Annotated in this window: 17 protein-coding genes and 2 pseudogenes; all 19 read left to right on the top strand. The window is 28.7% G+C overall.

The features are described 5' to 3' along the window. Nucleotides 1–22 precede the first annotated feature (22 nt). Complete coding sequence (locus IPK18_03445) at nt 23–184, top strand: hypothetical protein (GenBank protein ID QQR98595.1); 162 nt, start codon at nt 23–25, stop codon at nt 182–184. Then, nucleotides 162–659: a hypothetical protein gene (locus IPK18_03450; protein QQR98596.1), complete on the top strand. Its 498-nt coding sequence runs from the start codon at nt 162–164 to the stop codon at nt 657–659. The genes IPK18_03445 and IPK18_03450 overlap by 23 nt, the downstream gene beginning before the upstream one ends. Before the next feature lie 276 nt (nt 660–935). Next, nucleotides 936–1,142, top strand: a complete 207-nt coding sequence (locus IPK18_03455) for a helix-turn-helix transcriptional regulator (GenBank protein QQR98597.1) — start codon at nt 936–938, stop codon at nt 1,140–1,142. Next, on the top strand, nt 1,139–1,459 hold the full coding sequence (locus tag IPK18_03460; GenBank protein ID QQR98598.1) for a HipA N-terminal domain-containing protein: 321 nt from the start codon (nt 1,139–1,141) through the stop codon (nt 1,457–1,459). Before IPK18_03455 ends, IPK18_03460 begins: the two co-directional genes overlap by 4 nt. Continuing rightward, nucleotides 1,456–2,399 (top strand): annotated as a pseudogene (locus tag IPK18_03465) (HipA domain-containing protein). Before IPK18_03460 ends, IPK18_03465 begins: the two are co-directional and overlap by 4 nt. A gap of 277 nt (nt 2,400–2,676) precedes the next feature. Beyond that, nucleotides 2,677–3,807 (top strand): site-specific integrase, encoded by a 1,131-nt coding sequence (locus tag IPK18_03470; GenBank protein QQR98599.1) that lies wholly within the window; start codon nt 2,677–2,679, stop codon nt 3,805–3,807. 8 nt (nt 3,808–3,815) lie between these two features. Further along, the gene (locus tag IPK18_03475) at nt 3,816–4,541 is read left to right on the top strand and encodes a hypothetical protein (GenBank protein QQR98600.1); all 726 of its coding nucleotides are present in this window, start codon (nt 3,816–3,818) and stop codon (nt 4,539–4,541) included. Between the two features lie 100 nt (nt 4,542–4,641). After that, nucleotides 4,642–4,956: a helix-turn-helix domain-containing protein gene (locus IPK18_03480; GenBank protein ID QQR98601.1), complete on the top strand. Its 315-nt coding sequence runs from the start codon at nt 4,642–4,644 to the stop codon at nt 4,954–4,956. Between the two features lie 8 nt (nt 4,957–4,964). Continuing rightward, nucleotides 4,965–5,849, top strand: coding sequence for a hypothetical protein (locus tag IPK18_03485; protein ID QQR98602.1), 885 nt, complete (start codon nt 4,965–4,967; stop codon nt 5,847–5,849). A gap of 107 nt (nt 5,850–5,956) precedes the next feature. Further along, nucleotides 5,957–6,271, top strand: coding sequence for a hypothetical protein (locus IPK18_03490; GenBank protein QQR99292.1), 315 nt, complete (start codon nt 5,957–5,959; stop codon nt 6,269–6,271). Continuing rightward, nucleotides 6,271–7,587 carry a terminase gene (locus IPK18_03495; GenBank protein QQR98603.1) on the top strand — a complete coding sequence of 439 codons (1,317 nt, stop codon included), beginning with the start codon at nt 6,271–6,273 and terminating at the stop codon, nt 7,585–7,587. Before IPK18_03490 ends, IPK18_03495 begins: the two co-directional genes overlap by 1 nt. Before the next feature lie 405 nt (nt 7,588–7,992). Continuing rightward, a complete protein-coding gene (locus IPK18_03500) occupies nt 7,993–9,264 on the top strand; it encodes a hypothetical protein (protein ID QQR98604.1) in 1,272 nt (423 codons plus the stop codon). Nucleotides 9,265–9,320: 56 nt separating this feature from the next. Beyond that, nucleotides 9,321–11,372, top strand: a complete 2,052-nt coding sequence (locus tag IPK18_03505; protein QQR98605.1) for an ATP-binding protein — start codon at nt 9,321–9,323, stop codon at nt 11,370–11,372. Between the two features lie 13 nt (nt 11,373–11,385). Continuing rightward, complete coding sequence (locus tag IPK18_03510) at nt 11,386–11,787, top strand: hypothetical protein (GenBank protein ID QQR98606.1); 402 nt, start codon at nt 11,386–11,388, stop codon at nt 11,785–11,787. 228 nt (nt 11,788–12,015) lie between these two features. Then, entirely contained in the window at nt 12,016–12,654 is a 639-nt protein-coding gene (locus tag IPK18_03515) for a hypothetical protein (GenBank protein ID QQR98607.1), read from the top strand. 6 nt (nt 12,655–12,660) lie between these two features. Beyond that, nucleotides 12,661–12,959, top strand: a pseudogene (locus tag IPK18_03520) (transcriptional regulator). 85 nt (nt 12,960–13,044) lie between these two features. Then, nucleotides 13,045–15,558, top strand: coding sequence for an XrtN system VIT domain-containing protein (locus IPK18_03525; protein ID QQR98608.1), 2,514 nt, complete (start codon nt 13,045–13,047; stop codon nt 15,556–15,558). Continuing rightward, the gene (gene xrtN, locus IPK18_03530) at nt 15,536–16,879 is read left to right on the top strand and encodes an exosortase N (protein ID QQR98609.1); all 1,344 of its coding nucleotides are present in this window, start codon (nt 15,536–15,538) and stop codon (nt 16,877–16,879) included. Before IPK18_03525 ends, xrtN begins: the two co-directional genes overlap by 23 nt. Continuing rightward, nucleotides 16,876–17,544: a DUF1361 domain-containing protein gene (locus tag IPK18_03535; protein ID QQR98610.1), complete on the top strand. Its 669-nt coding sequence runs from the start codon at nt 16,876–16,878 to the stop codon at nt 17,542–17,544. Before xrtN ends, IPK18_03535 begins: the two co-directional genes overlap by 4 nt. Nucleotides 17,545–17,590 lie beyond the last annotated feature (46 nt).

The following is a 17,590-nucleotide window of genomic DNA, read 5'->3' on the forward strand; positions in this document are numbered from 1 at the left end:
CAAAAAAATAGTAAATTTGAATATGTCAACTACTAAAAAAATACGAGGCACTACCATACTTAAACAAATGTTGAACGACAAAAAAGCGTTCAAAGAAGCCGTACAAGGCTCAAAAAACATTAGTGAAGTAGTAATTAAGTTGGACAAGTTAAATCAAAAACGTGCCAAACGTACAGCCGTATAAGGTATTTCCTTTAGATGAAAATACAAGCATCTTTGTAACTGATAGCGAACTCACTTATTACATAGAGTTTTTTAGCTATTCGTATATGTTTCCAGCAAATGCCAAATTAGGCAATATTTATACATTCAATTTTTATCCGTCAAAAGAACAAGCGAAAGAACGAATAAAAACAGATAGCAGAATAAAAGCTACTATTCTCGATATGTTAGCTAAATTCTTTAAGGAAAATAATACAGCATTAGTAACCATTTGTGATAGTACAGATACCAAAGAAATGTACAGACATAAGTTATTTGATAAATGGTTTGTAGAACTGGAAACTGTATTTGTAGAAAAATACGATTGTAAGACCATTATAGAAGATACAACTTTGTACAATTCACTTTTGATTCATGCAAAGCACCCAAACAAACAAAAGGCAATTGATTATTTCTACAAAATAAATGATAATGAGTTTTTGCCTTTAGATGAGTAGTTTTAAACAAAACTGTACAAATAGTACAATTTTATAGATAAAATACGGATACAATATAGATATTTAAGAGCCTCCACTAATTAGCCATTTCTTACAAATTTTGTTGTTTTTGTACCTTAAATACGTAAGTACTTAATTATCAATACAGATTACTTTTTGTATCGGAAAGTAAATTATACCTTATAAGGTATATTTAAATAAAATTTCAATAATTTATACCCTAAAAGGTATAAATTCAATTATTATAATTATATTTGTACCCTTATGGGTATAAAAATGAATGATTCATTAGCTGAATTTGTAAAAGAGAAGCGTAAGCAACTAAAACTCACACAACCTGAATTAGCCGAAAAAGCTGGTGTGGGTTTGCGTTTTTTGCGTGAGTTAGAGAATGGTAAAGAATCAGTAAGATTGGATAAAGTAAATCAAGTTTTAGCATTGTTTGGTGCTTCTGTTGGTGTGATAAAAAACAGTGAAATATGAGAAAAGGAAATGTTTATTACAAAAATAGATTAGCAGGACTTATTGCTGAAAATGAAGATGGCTATACATTTCAGTATAACGAAGAATTTTTAAATTCAACTTCTGTAAAATCTATTAGTTTAACATTGCCAATTCAAAAACAACCTTATCAAAGTAAAATATTATTTCCATTTTTTGATGGTTTAATTCCTGAAGGATGGTTATTGAATATTGCAGTTGCTAACTGGAAAATAAATGCAAGAGATAGGTTTGGTTTATTGCTAACCTTGTGTAATGATTGTATTGGTTGTATTTCAATTAAAACCATTGAAGAATGAAAATAAACAAGTGCCTTTATTGCTATCAACAATTAAATGAAACTGAACAAGACTTTCATTCAGCTTGTGCTAAAAAAATGTTTGGTACAAAACAGGCACCTATAATTGATTTTAATTTAAAACAATTAGAAGAATTAGCCAAGCAAATTGTTATTAAAAGTGTTGCTGTAACTGGTGTTCAACCAAAATTGTCATTAGAGTTAGAAAAGCATAAAAACGAATTATCAAGGCTTACCATTGTAGGTTTGCACGGAAATTTTATTTTAAAGCCACCATCAACCGAATATAAAGAACTGCCACAGAATGAAGATGTAACCATGCACTTGGCCAATTTAGTAAAAATAAAAACGGCTCAACATTGTTTAATTCGATTGAATTCAGGCGAACTGGCATATATTACCAAACGCTTTGATAGATACAAAAAGATAAAATTGCATTAGAAGATTTTTGTCAATTAACTGAAAATTTAACCGAACATAAATACAGAAGTTCAATAGAAAAGGTAGCAAAAGCATCTCAGAAATTCACAACAAATAAGGGTTTAGAAGCATTGCGTTTATTTGAGTTAGTTTTATTTTGTTACTTAACAGGCAACGCAGATATGCACTTGAAAAATTTTGCATTATTAGAAAATGATTTAGGCGAATTTGAATTATCTCCTGCTTATGATTTATTAAGTACAGCTTTAGTAATTGCAGATGATAAAGAAGAAACCGCACTAACCATTAATGGAAAGAAAAGCAGATTAAAGAAAAAAGACTTTGATGCTTTAGCAATAAGTATGAACATCAACACAAAAGTTTTAGATAGCATTTATACCAAATTTGAAAAAGCATTACCTAAATGGATAGACTTCATCAAACAAAGTTTTTTATCTAAAACAATGCAAAAAAACTATATCGAATTGCTACAAACTAAACATCAAAATTTATTTCGATAATGCCTTTCCTTGCTCTTAAAAGTGTATGTTTTCACACATTTCAGGCATAAATCTGTCATTTTACCTGCTCAATATATTGATTTTACTACTTTTGTTACTTTCTGTATCGGAAAGTGAAGTATGAAAACAAAAGAAAACAAAAACATATCAAATGAAAGAAAAGCAATCAGTTATGATTTTTTAAAATGATTTATTTTTCTTTTAGTTTCTTTTATTTTTACATTTTTATTGCTTTTTTACATTTTATATTTACATTTGTGTAAATAATGTAAAAAAAATGAAAATAACATTACGCAAACGAAAATCCACAAAAACAGATAGAATAACACTATACTTAGAAATCTATAAAGGCTATATCAAAGATGAAAATGGTAAAATAAAACATCTTAGAGATTATGAGTATTTAGATTATTATTTGTACGCTAATCCAAAATCTCCAGCCCAAAAACAACACAACAAGGAAAATGAAAAATCGGCGGAGGCTGTTAAAGCACAAATGATTTTAGAAATTCAAAATGGAACTTATGGCTTTAATAACCTCCACAAACTAAATACAAATTTTATAGAATACTTTAAGAAGCTAACCCAAGATAGATATAGTAGTTTGGGAAATTATGGCAACTGGGACAGTACGCTAAAGCATCTCCTTAACTATTCAAGTGCTACAATTACCTTTAAAGACATTACACCAGAGTTTTGTGAGGGCTTTAAAGACTACCTACTAACTAAAGTTAAAATTAGAGAAGATAAATTATTGTCTAAAAATGCGGCTTCATCATATTTTAATAAATTTAAAGCATCTTTAAACCAAGCACTTGACGACAAAATAATCAATGACAACCCAGCAAAAAGAATTAAAAGCATTAAGCCAGAGGAAACAACGAGAGAATATCTAACAAAAGAAGAGTTACAAGCTCTAATGAATACAGATTGCAGATACGATGTACTAAAGAGAGCGTTTTTATTTAGTTGCTTTAGTGGGCTTCGTTGGTCTGATATTAACACATTAACTTGGAATAAATTACAAGATTATGAAGATGGAACGAGAATACATTTTACACAACAAAAGACCAAAGGCGTAGAATACTTAGATATTCCGAAAGAGGCATTAAAATATTTAGGAGAACGACAATACAATGAAAATAGAGTGTTTGTTGGGCTTAAATATAGCGACTATATGAATACTGCAATTTCAAGATGGATGTTAAAGGCTGGAATTACCAAACAAATTACATTTCATTGTGCAAGGCATACATACGCAACACTTTTGCTTACCAATAACGTAGATATTTATACGGTCTCAAAAATGCTGGGTCATAGAGAATTAAAGACTACACAGATTTATGCTAAAGTAATTGACCAGAAAAAAAGAGATGCAGTAAACGTATTTGATGGAATGTTTAAATAAATAAGGTTATGAGTAATATAAAAGAACTTGCAAGTATAACTTATGATAACATATTTCATAACAACTCACATTATTTTAATACCAACATAGAAAATATAAAAGAATACATTTTGAGTAATCAAAAAATGCTAACAAATCAATTAGATAAATTTTTGTTTATTTCGGAACTAAAGGAGAAGTTAGGAGCTGATAAGGTAGAACTCATAATTGAACAAGAAAAAAAATATGGGCAGATATTAGTTGCTAATTATAAAGAAATTTGTGAATTATACTTTTGGCTTGTTGATATAGTAGAAAAGCATTATGAACAAGATAAGACAGAGGATATAAATACTTTTATCTGGAGTATTGATAACAATAAAATAAATAATTTATACAATGCAATGGTAGATAGTTTTATTGATGCTAAAACAAATATTAGATGCTTTATTGAGTTATTTTCTGGTAAGCAATTAACAGAGCCTAACTCAAAAATCATTTGGCTAAAATATTCAAAAAACAAACATCTAAGTAAAAAATCCATTTCAGACTTTATTGATGTATTGATAGACAAAAAAATAATTGCACTTCCTAAAGGCTTTAAACAAGCACATCTATTAAAAATATTAGATGCTTACTTTTGTTCAAATACCAATAAAGAAATTAAGTTTGAAACATCAAATCTTGTTAGTAGAAATAATCATTCTGAATTTAGGTTTGATTTAGAAGACATCGTAACAACATTATTAAGATAACTTACCAAACTGAATATGTAAGGTATTGTAAGTTATAAGTTATTTTAATCCTTTCCTTTACTTCCCATATTTGCACTTAGATAATAAATATTTGCAGATTATGGAAAACAAAACATTAGAACAAAGATTAGAGAAGATTGAAATATTATTACAATCTCAAAAAACATTATTACTATCTCAAAAGGTAGTTTTCAATTTAGACGAGTTAGTACAATATACTAATTTGTCTCATAGTTTCATTTATAAGCTAACAAGCAAAGGAGGTATTCCATTTTACAGACCAAATGGGAAACAACTCTATTTTAATAAAATAGAAATAGATATTTGGTTACAACGCAATCCAGCCAAAACAAATGAACAAATAAGGAACGAAGTAATAACACAAATTACTTTAGGAAATAATAAGCGAAAATAAGTAACCAAATGTTAGATTGTATTAGTATGGTTGCAAACACAGAACCAATGTATCCTTACAATTCAACAAAATCTTTTATCTGGAGAGGATTGTGGTTTAATCCAGCGTTTATTAGAGGTGCGGAAAATATAAAAGGTTTTGAAAGTGAATTTAAAGGATTAAGAATATTTCTTGAATACACTAAAATTAAAATATCAAACTCCTTACACAAATTCTATAAAGGCGATAATTATTCTGATTTTACATTTTCTGAAATGGCAAAAGCTATTGATGAAGTGTGTAATAAGTTTGAAATTCCAGCGAATGAATGGGTTATTAAAAAATTAGAATTTGGATTTAATATTATTACACAGAAACCAGCAAAGGAATACTTGTTGTGCTTTCATTCATTTAAAGAAAAAGAGTTTGACAAGATGAAGAAAGGAGGTAAGAAATATGGTATGAAGTGTTCACTAACTGAATATTTTATAAAATTTTATGATAAATCATTAGAATATAAATTACACGAAAGAATAATCATTGATGAAAATATTTTAAGGGTTGAGATTGGTTACAATAACAAAAGAAAATTACCAGAAAAAATACAAACATTAGCAGACTTGAAAGTTACAAGTAATATAGATACACTATACAATGAACTGATAAATATTGTAAGGATTATTTATTACCAAGAAGAGAAAAACTTTACAAATACAGCATTTGATGAAAGAGTATTATTTTTTGCATCTGAACATAAAAACTTCTTAGAAGTAGAAAAAAAAGAAAATAAAAACCAACTAAAAACAACAAAGAAAAAGATAAAACAAATAAGAGAAAAGGTTTTGAAAAAAGATTTTGTTGAGTTTCTACAAAAGTCATTGAAAGACAAGTATATACAATTGTTTTGCTCATAAACGAAAGTGTTTTATCAAACTTGTAATATACCTTGAAAGAAGAAAAATTAATTATGCCAAAAAGTAGCAAACATATAGTGGAGGCGAGAGTGAAAGAAGTAGCAAAGTTGCTTATTGCTGGTAAGAGTAGTGATGAGATAGTACATTATAGTTCGGATAGCTGGAATATAGGAGAACGACAAGCAGAGAAATACCTCCACAAAGCCAGAGCCTTAATAACTCAATCAATAAAAAAAGAAATTAACTACGATTATGCCAAAGCTATAATAAGATATGAGGAGCTATACAAGCTCTCTTTTGAACGAAAAGATTATAAAACAGCTATGAGTGTCATTAAAGAAATAACAGCATTACAGGGCTTAAATAAGCTACAAATAGAACACGCTGGAGAAATTAATTTTATTTGCTCAATACCAGACTAATGATAATAGATTTTTCAAAATACTATACACCAAAGCCTAAACAGTTAGAAGCTCACAAATGTAGAGCTAAGTATATTTTATTTGGTGGCTCGATGGGTGGAGGTAAAAGCTGGTGGCTTTGTGCAGAGGCTATAAAACAAGCAATGAAGTACAAAGGCAATAGATTAGTGATTGTAAGAAAGGAATTATCGGTTTTGAAAAGAACTATATTAGTTACATTTTTTTCTATTTGTCCTAAAGAAATTATTGCATCGTTTAATCAAACTTCATTAGAGGTTACTTTTATCAATGGCTCAAAATTAGTATTCTTAGATGCAAATATTAGCAAAGACCCATTACTACAAAAACTCAAAGGATTAGAGATAGGCTGGTTTGGTATTGATGAAGCTAACGAGGTAGCAAAAGATGCTTATAATATCCTTAAAACTCGTTTGAGATGGATATTACCCAACAAGCAAAAGCCAAGCTATGAGGGTCGTCTTACATCAAATCCAGAGACTTGTTGGTTAATTGATGTATTCATTAATTCTAAAAATCCAAATGAAGTTTATATCAAAAGTATTACAACCGACAATTACGATGAAAATAGCGAATATGTAAAAAATTTAAAAGATGCCTTTAAAGATACACCTAACCTTTTGCGAAAATATTTATTTGCAGACTGGAGTATTTTAGATGCCATTAACCAACTAATGCCAAGTGAGAAGCTACACAATTCAAAAAATAAATTAAGTGGAGGCTATGGAACTTCTTTAGGTGTAGATGTAGCTCGATTTGGAGACGATAATTCTGTTTTTATAGTATTGATAGATGGAAACATTGAATTGATAGAAACCTATCCATATACGCCTTTAAATGAAGTCGTAGATAAAACAATAGAACTCATTAATCGGTATAACATTTCTCCAGATTATGTAGGTGTAGATAGTGTTGGGTTAGGTGCTGGTGTAGTAGATAGCCTCCACGCTTTAGGTTACGATGTAATAGAACTTAATGGAGGCTCTAAGCCTATTGATGAAGATAATACAGATACATTCTTACCTTTCAATTTACGCTCACAAATGTACTATAATTTGAGAAATGAAATTATAGCTGGAAATATTGGAGGCATAGAAAATGATAGCTTAATTCAAGAATTAACAGCCATTAAATACGAAATTAGTTCGGATAGAAAATTGAGAATAAACTCAAAAGAAGCTATTAAGAAAATATTAGGCAAAAGCCCAGACCTTGCAGATGCTTTATGTTATGCCAACTGGGTAAAAACATTCAGAGGTGTTTATAATCCTATGTTACCGATTTTTGGAGGCTATTAAAATTTACACCTATACTGGGTAAAATTTTGTTTTTACACGTATATCATGTAAAAATAAAATACGCACATTTTTTACATCTATATCGTGTAAAAAAGGCGTATTAAAAAAATTACATCTATACAATGTAAAAAATAATTTTTACAGCTATGTAATTTAAAAAACAGAAAAGACAAAACATATATTTGCTATCTTTACATCAAACAAAAATTAAATATGGAATAAAAATAGTGTGAATAACATATAGATATTGCGTAAGCAGTTCATTTCTCAACTCAAATACTGGTAATATTTTTCTCTGGAATGATGACTGCAAGATGCTCCCGTCGGGGTGTGTTTTGCTTCATTTTTCAGAGTGGTTATACCAGTAACCAGAGTTGGGAGTGTTGTATTACACACCCTTTTTTTATGCCTAAAAGTATCTATTCACTAACATCAAAATTAAAAATCATGAACAAAACAAGTCTATTTAAAACAATCTATCGTTACTCATTAGCAATCGTTATTTTAATAGCGATTATAGCTTTAGCAAAAAAAAGTATTCTAACCTCTTTATTTTTCATTCCAGTTTTGATTTTAACTTTACCTTTTTTAGACAAGATGGTAGATGAAAAAATACCATTTCTATCTAAATCAGTTGCACGAATTGGAGTTGCATTATTATTTTCAGTAATTGCTTTTTCATTTATTAAGGATATAGATACGACAAAATCAAATAATAATACGCAAGGCAATAACACACAGCAATATGCAACTTATGAAAAGCTATTAAGTTATTATCAATCTCAAACATCTCCAGCATTACTAAGAGAAAGAGACTCTTTTTTAATCTTAATGAAATCTAACCCAGCATACATAAAACTTGCAACTGAAAAGAGTACCGATATACAATTTATTCCTATACTAATGTCAATAGGAGAAATATGTACATCAATTAATAGCGGAACTGGAAATGTAGAAATACCAGAACGCATAGTAACATTATGCCAAAAGATAGTAGGAGGCGAAGAGCTAATGAGATATTTTATAGGTTTAGAATTTAGAGGAGGTGTGCCAGTTGAATTTGCAGAAATAACAGAAAGGTTTATTAATGCACATCATATCTCTGGAGTAAAGGATAATTTAATAGGAGATGCAAATGGAAATTCATATAGAGTACCTTTTGACTATAATTTGGCTCTCACAAATGCAATCTTCAATCCAGATAGCAAAACAGCATTAGATGAGTTAGGCAAGTCTTATAAGAGTGGTGTTTTTGAATGGAAAAAATCAAAAGAAAACAATGGAAAATTTCGTTATCCTCAATTTGTTTTTAAAGATAACTGGGTAGCTTATTTAAAACAAAACTATCCAGAAAGTAAGTTTATACCTAACTATGATTTTGCTATGTCTGCAAGTGAATTATACAGTATCTATAATGCAAATGAAGTTTCAGCAGATGAAAAACTAAAAAGCAAAAGAATTGCAGTTAGTGGCATTGTGGAGGAGATAGGAAAAGATATTTTAGATGAGCCTTATGTAGTTTTATCTGGTCAAGGCTTCTTATCTGATATTCAATGTTATGTAAGTAAAGAAGTTGCTTCAAATCTCAACAAAGGCAATGAAATAACATTAATCGGTATTTGCGATGGTAGAGCTTTAGGCACAAATGTAATTCTAAAGGATTGTGAGTTGGAATAAAATAAATTATGAAGTTTAAGCTATATTTATAAGAATACAATTTGTATTTTTGTTCTATGCAGGTAGATAATTATAGTATGGGTTTGGATTTAATCGGTAGATTAAATAATACTATACTGCATACCAGTAAATCTCTCTATCCTTTATTTGAATGTATTATTAATTCAATACATTCAATAGAAGATTTAAAGAAAGGAAAAGAGAAAGGTTATGTTGAAATAATTATTGAGAGAGATGAAACTCAACATATAGTAAGTAAAGATTTTTATGAAGATTCAAGACCTATTAAATCATTTACAATTATTGATAATGGAATAGGATTTAATGAAAGTAACTTTCAATCATTTAGAACTGGAGATAGTAGATTAAAGCTACAAAAAGGCTCTAAAGGTATTGGTAGATTTGTTTGGTTAAAAGCATTTAAGTCTGTAAAGATAAATAGTGTATTTTCGGAGGGAGGTAAAATATATGAACGAGATTTTGATTTTAAGTTTAGTGATGCTGGTATAGAAAATCATACTATTGCTCCAATAAATGATAAGTCCACAAAGACAATCATTAATTTAATAAATTTCATTCCAAAGTATCAAAAACATTGTCCAAAACATATAAACGATATTGCATTAAAGGTTATTGACCATTGTTTAGTCTATTTTTTATATGATAATTGCCCTACAATTATCATTAAAGACCCTATTAACAATACACAGATTGTAGTAAATGATTTATTTACTGAAAACAAAAGAGACCATATAAAAGAAATTGAATTTGAATTTAAAGAAGAAACCTTTAAGTTGAATATTTTAGAATTATATGGCAATACTGGAAAATCTAATAAACTTCATTTTTGCTCAAATATGAGAGAAGTAAAGAATTACAATTTATCTTCTCTTATTCCAGATTTAAGTAAATCACTAAAAGATGAAAATGGTATTGACTTCTTTATTAGAGCTTATGTTACTGGCACATATTTAGATAAAATTGTTAATCCAGAAAGAACTACACTAAGTTTTCCAGAGGTGGAGGAAAGAGACCCTTATAGGCTTCAAACCATTACAGAGGAGGATTTAAAAGAAAAAGTTGTAGAAGAGATACAAATAGCTCTAAGTGAATATTTATTAGAAATCTGGGAGGATAAGATGGAGTTTGTAACAGATTTTATTCAAAATGAAGCACCACAATTTAGAAGCCTATTAAAATATAAATCTAATAGAATTGAAAATCTAAAACCGACTACAAATAAAAGAACGCTGGATTTAGAATTATATAAAATAATGCAGGATTTAGAGTATGAGGTTAAGGAACAATATTTTGAATTAGATGAAGAGTTGGATAGTGAAGATGATAGAGATGAATACCAAAAAAGATATGATGAATACATTGAAAAAGTAATTGATGTTGGTAGTGCAAAATTGTCTCAATACATTATTCACAGAAAAACAATATTGGATATTCTTACTAAGCAATTAGAGTTAAATGAAGATGGAAAATATAGTTTAGAGAATAGCATACATCAAATAATATTTCCTTTAAAATCTACCTCTGACGATATAAGCTATGATAAACAAAACCTATGGATAATTGATGAAAAGCTATCATATCATAAATATTTAGCATCTGATTTGCCATTTAATCAGATGAATAAAGATATTATATACAATGATAGTACAGACCGACCAGATGTAGTTATCTTTAACAGTCCAATAGCACTCGTTAATAACGACCCACCATATCAATCAATAGTTATTCTGGAATTTAAAAGACCTATGCGAAAAGCATTTAGTGAAGAGAAAAATCCTATTGAGCAAATTTATGGCTATATTAGAAAGATACACGAAAGAAAAGGAACTGATAATAAAGGTCGTATTATACAAGGCGTTACGTCCTCCACGCCCTCCTATTGTTATTTAGTTTGCGATATAACACCCAAAATAGCAGAGATAGCGGAAAATTCAGACTTTACAGCTACTCCAGATAATTTAGGCTATTTTGGCTTTAATAAGAAGCTAAACGCATATATAGAGATAATTAGCTATCACAAAATGGTTAATGATGCTAAACAGAGAAATAGAATATTATTTGAAAAATTAAATTTACCTAATACTTAAAGACTTTATCTATATGGGAGCGATGGAATTTGAATACTTACTAAGAAGAGTTTACCAAGTAGGTAGATATGGTACTAAAGGTGCAGATGCTGATATTTATAGAAGTATGGAGCGTTCTAAACATCTTTGTCGTGTAGAAATTGATAATATTAAAAATAAGCAACCCAGACTTAGAAATCAATCCATAGAGGATTTAGAATATGAATATAGAGTTGAATGTAGAAAGATATGGAGCTATGTAGTGGAGGCAATTAGAAAAGGCATTGACAAATATTCCAACATTTTATCAGACGAAGAAATAAAGAAGTTAGAGGATTGCATTAAAGAGAAAAGTGAAATTACCAGCGAGTTAATTGACGAGAAGATTAAGATAGCACAGGATATTTTTGTAGCACATGAAATATATCCTAAATAGCTCATTTTTTCCTTTGATATTCCTTTAGTTTCTCAATATTTACTGCGTTTTTACATTAATTTATATAGCGTATAGTAACAAGTAATTGATATAGTATTACTTAGCTCATGTACTGTACTTTTTGTATCGGAAAGTAATTTTTTTAAGCAACTAAATATTTCAAAAAAAATAAAAAAATATTTGGCAGATTGATTTTTTAATTTAACTTTGTATTTCAAAGTACTTTTTATGGAAGAAAAAACAAAATACCTTCAACAAATTAATGACATCAAAAACATGATGGACAATAATACCAAATTTCTAAGCTTAAGTGGTTTGGCTGGTGTTTGGGCAGGTAGTACTGCAATAATTGGTGCGATGGTTGCATCAAAAATATTGCATGATAATTTTATGCTCATCAGAAGTTGGGAACAATTCGAAAATGGTAGAACACTTATTTCTCAATTGGCATTAACATTAATTGGAATAGGTATCATTATCTTTATTGTTGCATTAGCTGGTGGTTTCTATTTTTCTTACAGAAAGGCAAAAAGAAAACAATTAAAAATTTGGAATAACATCAGCAGAAAAATGTGTACAGATTTTATACTTATTGGTGCAGTTGGTGGCTTCTTTTGTTTATTTCTAATTAAGCATCATGTAATATTTATGATAGCACCAACATGTTTAATTTTTTATGGTATTGGATTATATATTATTTCAAGATATACTGTCAGAGATATTAAAATATTATCTATTTGCATGATAATTCTTGGATTGTTGAATGCATATTATATTTATTCTGGAATACTTTTTTGGTTTATTGGATTTGGTATATTGCATATAGTTTATGGCATTACCATGTACCTAAAATATGATAGAAAATAAAAGACAATGAAGAACCCAATAGAACATCTCAATAAAACATTCGATAATCAGATAAGATTAGGCATCATGTCTTTCTTGATGGTTAATGATGAATTGAGTTTTGTTGAATTGAAAGAACAACTTGATGTTTCTGATGGTAACCTTGCAACGCATTTAAAAAAATTAGACGAAAGTAATTATATCAAAACAAAAAAAGATTTGAGAAAAATAAACCACTTACAACTTATGCCGTATCAACAGAAGGTAGAAAAGCATTTACAGAACACATCAAGGCATTAGAATATATGATAAAACAATTGAAATAAAAAAATTTGCACAATTACTTTGTATTTCAAAGTACTTTTAAAATAAATACAATTAAAAGATTTTTGGAAATAAAAAAATAAAAAAATGAACACAAGTGACCAACAAAACATCAGCAAAGATTGGAAAATGTACAGCATAGGTGTTGTACTTACCATCGTATCAGCCATTATTTTTGCATTATGGCAACACAACTTAGAGTTTGATTTAGGCATACAAACATTTATCCATTTCGGAATTTTTTTACTCTTAGTATTTAGTAATTCATTTATAAAAATATTTAGAATAAAAACATGGACAAGTTCTTTAGCTACTTATCCAATTATTGTAAGTGGCATTATTAGTTGCTTTGCACTAAACAGAAGCATGCAACTGTTTTATATTTCTACAACTTGGTGGTCAGTATTTATTGTTGTTAATATGGCAATATTATTATTTAAGCCATTGTTAGAATTTGGAGGAACATTTGTAAAAACAATACTCTACAGTTCTTTATTCTGTTCGGCAATTATATTTTTGTATTATAGTATTATACTAATACCAAATTACATCGTTGGATTAATTGGAATTATTGTACTTGGCATCGGATTTCATGCATTTATACCATTAATATCATTTATATATATTGCAAGAAATTTATACAAAGCTGCAGTTGAAAACAAAATCTACAGTAGAATATATATAATTACATCCATCACAATATTTAGTATTGTAATAATTTATGCTATTCGATGGAATACTCAAATCAATAAGATAAATAATCAAACTCAGTTTTTAGAATTACAAAAAGAGAAAGCAATTCCAAAATGGATGTACATTGCGCAGCGACTGCCAGACAACAATATGTCTAAAAAAATATTATTAACTAATATTTTATATCCAAGTCTTGACGAGATGTTCAATTTTGATATTGATGGATTTATTGATAACAACAACTACAACATAGATAAAGTACATGATCCATTGGTATTAATTAGTGCTGCATTTTCTAATGAAATAAATTTAGATGAAAAAGATATCATTAAAATATTAGAATCAAACTATGATGCATCACATCTAACAGAACAAAGATTGTGGCGTGGCGATGATTTGTCTACCTATAGCATGACAACAAATGTTAGAATTTATCCAAAACAAAGATTATCATATACAGAAAAGATATTGAATATAGAAAACAAAAATCCATATCCATCAAATCAACAAGAAGCTATTTATACATTTTATTTACCAGAAGGTGCTGCTGTAAGTTCGCTCTCACTTTGGATAAATGGCATTGAAGAAAAGGCATATTTAAGTAGTAGACAAAAAGCAAGCAATGCATACAATACAATTGTTGGTATAGAAAAAAGAGATCCATCTGTGGTGCATTGGCAAGAAGGCAACAAAGTAAGTGTGCGAGTATTTCCATGTACGCCAACTGAGAAAAGAAAGTTTAAAATTGGCATCACTGCACCATTAACACATAACAATAAAAAGCTATCTTATAAAAATATAATTTGTGAAGGACCAAATTTTGAGGATACAAAAGAAATTGTACAAATCAATTTTACAGACACCATAGAGAAATTAGACAAGCCATATTTTTTAGATAAAAGAGGCAGCAACCATCTAATTGGTCAACATCAATTAGATGGTTGGGCAATAACTTTTGATGCTCTAAAAGTAAACGAAGGAACTTTTCATTTCAAAGACAAAAGCTATATCATTAGTGAAGACAAAATCAACAACAAAGAATTTATTGCAAAAAATATTTATGTAGATGTAAATAAATCATGGTCAAAAAATGAATGGAAAAGTATTCTAGATGCATTTCAAGACAAGAACATCATGGTATATAATAATCAATGGATAAAAGTAGATGTACACAACCAAGCAGAAATATTCAAATCCTTACATCAATTTAATTTCACCTTACTACCATTCTATACTATCAAAGATAATGCGCATAGTATTGTTATAACAAAAGCATACAACAATGGACCAAGTTTAGATGAATTAAAAAACAGTGGCTATTTCAATAATACAAATGAATATTTCTGTGCAAATAAAATAAAAGTAATAAACATTGGAGATGAGTGTGCTACAATTTATAAAACACTAAAAGAATACAGTGCAATAGAATTGTATCAAACAAATTTAGATGCTGCAATTACTCTACTACAAAAAAATGAATTTCCAGATAGACTAAATTCTGATACACAAATACATCTAGACAATGAAACAAAAATAACAAGTGTACCAAAATTAGCTATTACAAAAAATGCACCAGACCATGTATTTAGATTATTTGCATACAACCAAGCTATGCATCAAATGAGTATAGAAACATTACAAAACGATAGCATTGCACCACTAGCTTATGAATTAGTAAGTGATGCAAATGTTGTGAGTCCAATAAGTAGTTTAATTGTTTTAGAAACACAAAATGATTACGATAGATTTGATATTAAAAAAGATAAAGACGCACTAGACAACGCAGACATTCACAATGATGGTGCAGTGCCAGAACCACACGAATGGATGCTTATCATTTTGCTATTAGTTAGTGTATTATATATCAATCTAAAATCATCAAAATATGCTTACCTATTCAGTAAATAGAACAATAAGTTACAGCATCAATCAATATGCAATAATATGTGCTTGTATATGTATCTATTGCATATTATCATTTGTTTTTATCAATGATTATTTAAGATTGTCTATACTGCAAATTGGTGCAATGATAGCATATGTTGTACTTGCACCAATACAAACAACAAAGAAAGCAAATAATTATGTACTAGTATTTAGCTTAGTTGCTATCTTATTGTATTGGCATACACAAATTACAACATTACTCTATCTATCATCATTAATATTAAGCATAGAGTTTCTAAGTATATTCTTTGGAAGACTAAGCATCAATGCATACATAATGGCATTGTTGTGTTCGCCTATTTTTACTATGGTTTCGAGCATAATTGGTTTCCCACTAAGATTAAAATTGACTTATTGGGCATCAGAAATATTAAACCTATGTATACAAAATTGTAGCGCAGAAGGCAACCAATTAGTCATCAATCAAGAACCATTCATTATAGATGAAGCATGCGCAGGTTTGCACATGCTTTTAGCAGGATTTGTGTTTGCTGTTTTGTTGGTAGAACATTTTAAGAAGAAACAGCAGCAGGCACTTTCTATGCTAACCTTATTTTCATTTTATGTATTTGTATTAATAAGCATTATAACAAGCAATATCATAAGAATTTGTATGTTGGTACTGTTTAAAATATTTCCTGAAAATAGTATGCATTATGGTATTGGCATTATTGGATTTGTTGTCTATACTATGATTCCAACCTATTTTGTTTTGAAATATTTATTTAAAAAATTTGGAAAAGACATTAATACAAAAGAAACAACAACATCAAACATACAACAAAAAATAAGCTATGCTTTGTTTATCTCAATTATTATTATTGGCACTTATACTATGATTTTTGAACAAAATAAAATGCAACCAGTTGCAGATTTACCAATACAATATTTAAGTCATTACGAAAAAGAAAAATTAGACTACGACATTGTAAAATATAAAAACAACGATAAGTTGGTATATGTAAAACCTATGCCCTATTTTTTTAGTAGCGAACACAATCCATTGTATTGTTGGAAAGGAAGTGGATATAAAATTAAACAGTTTAAAAAATATGTAGTTGGCAACAATACGATTTTCATTGGCAATATTGTAAAAAACAATAGTACAATTCACACAGCATGGTTTTATTCTAATGGCAAAACTTGTACCACAGAACAACTAGAATGGCGTTGGAAAAGTTTTATACACCAAGAGCCATTTTATTTAATAAGTGTATCAAGTAGTAGCAAAGCAACCATAATAAATTTAGCTAATAAACTTATAAAAGAAAATACAAAATGAAAAAAATAATTCAAACACTCAAGCAAAACAACAGACTAAAAATTGTTACAATGCTAATATTTGCAAGTACATTAAGTGTTGCCTTAGTATGCTATAGAATACAACAAACAAAAAATTTAGTATTTATATTTTTAATTTGGAATTTAATTTTGGCAACTATACCATATGTAATTGGGTTATATTTGTATGCAAAGAGAAATCAACAAGGTTCAATATTGCAATGGAGTATTCTATTTTTTATCTGGTTGATATTTTTGCCCAATGCACCATACATACTTACAGATTTGATACATTTGAAAGTAAGAGGCAACTTTCCATTAATACTAGATTTAATCATGTTATTATTTTATGCATGGGTTGGCTTAATGATGTGTCTATATTCCATCAAAGACATACAACAAATTATACTAATAAAATATGGCAAAAAATGGAGTACAGTATTTACATACATTATACCATTTGTATGTGCATTTGGTGTATATGTTGGCAGATTTTTAAGATATGATTCTTGGCAACTTATTTCAAATTTCGATACAGTTATGGTAGATATTTTAAAACACATCGTATTTCCACAAGAACATATAAATGCCATAGCATTCACATTATTACTTGGCACATTTATTCTATTTGCCTTTAAAAGCATAGACCTAAAACGATTAGATTAATATAATGATGTAATAATAGAATAGTCAATAATAAATTTCAGAAAAA

It is taken from the genome of Sphingobacteriales bacterium (assembly GCA_016699615.1).
Lineage (GTDB): Bacteria > Bacteroidota > Bacteroidia > Chitinophagales > JADIYW01 > JADJSS01.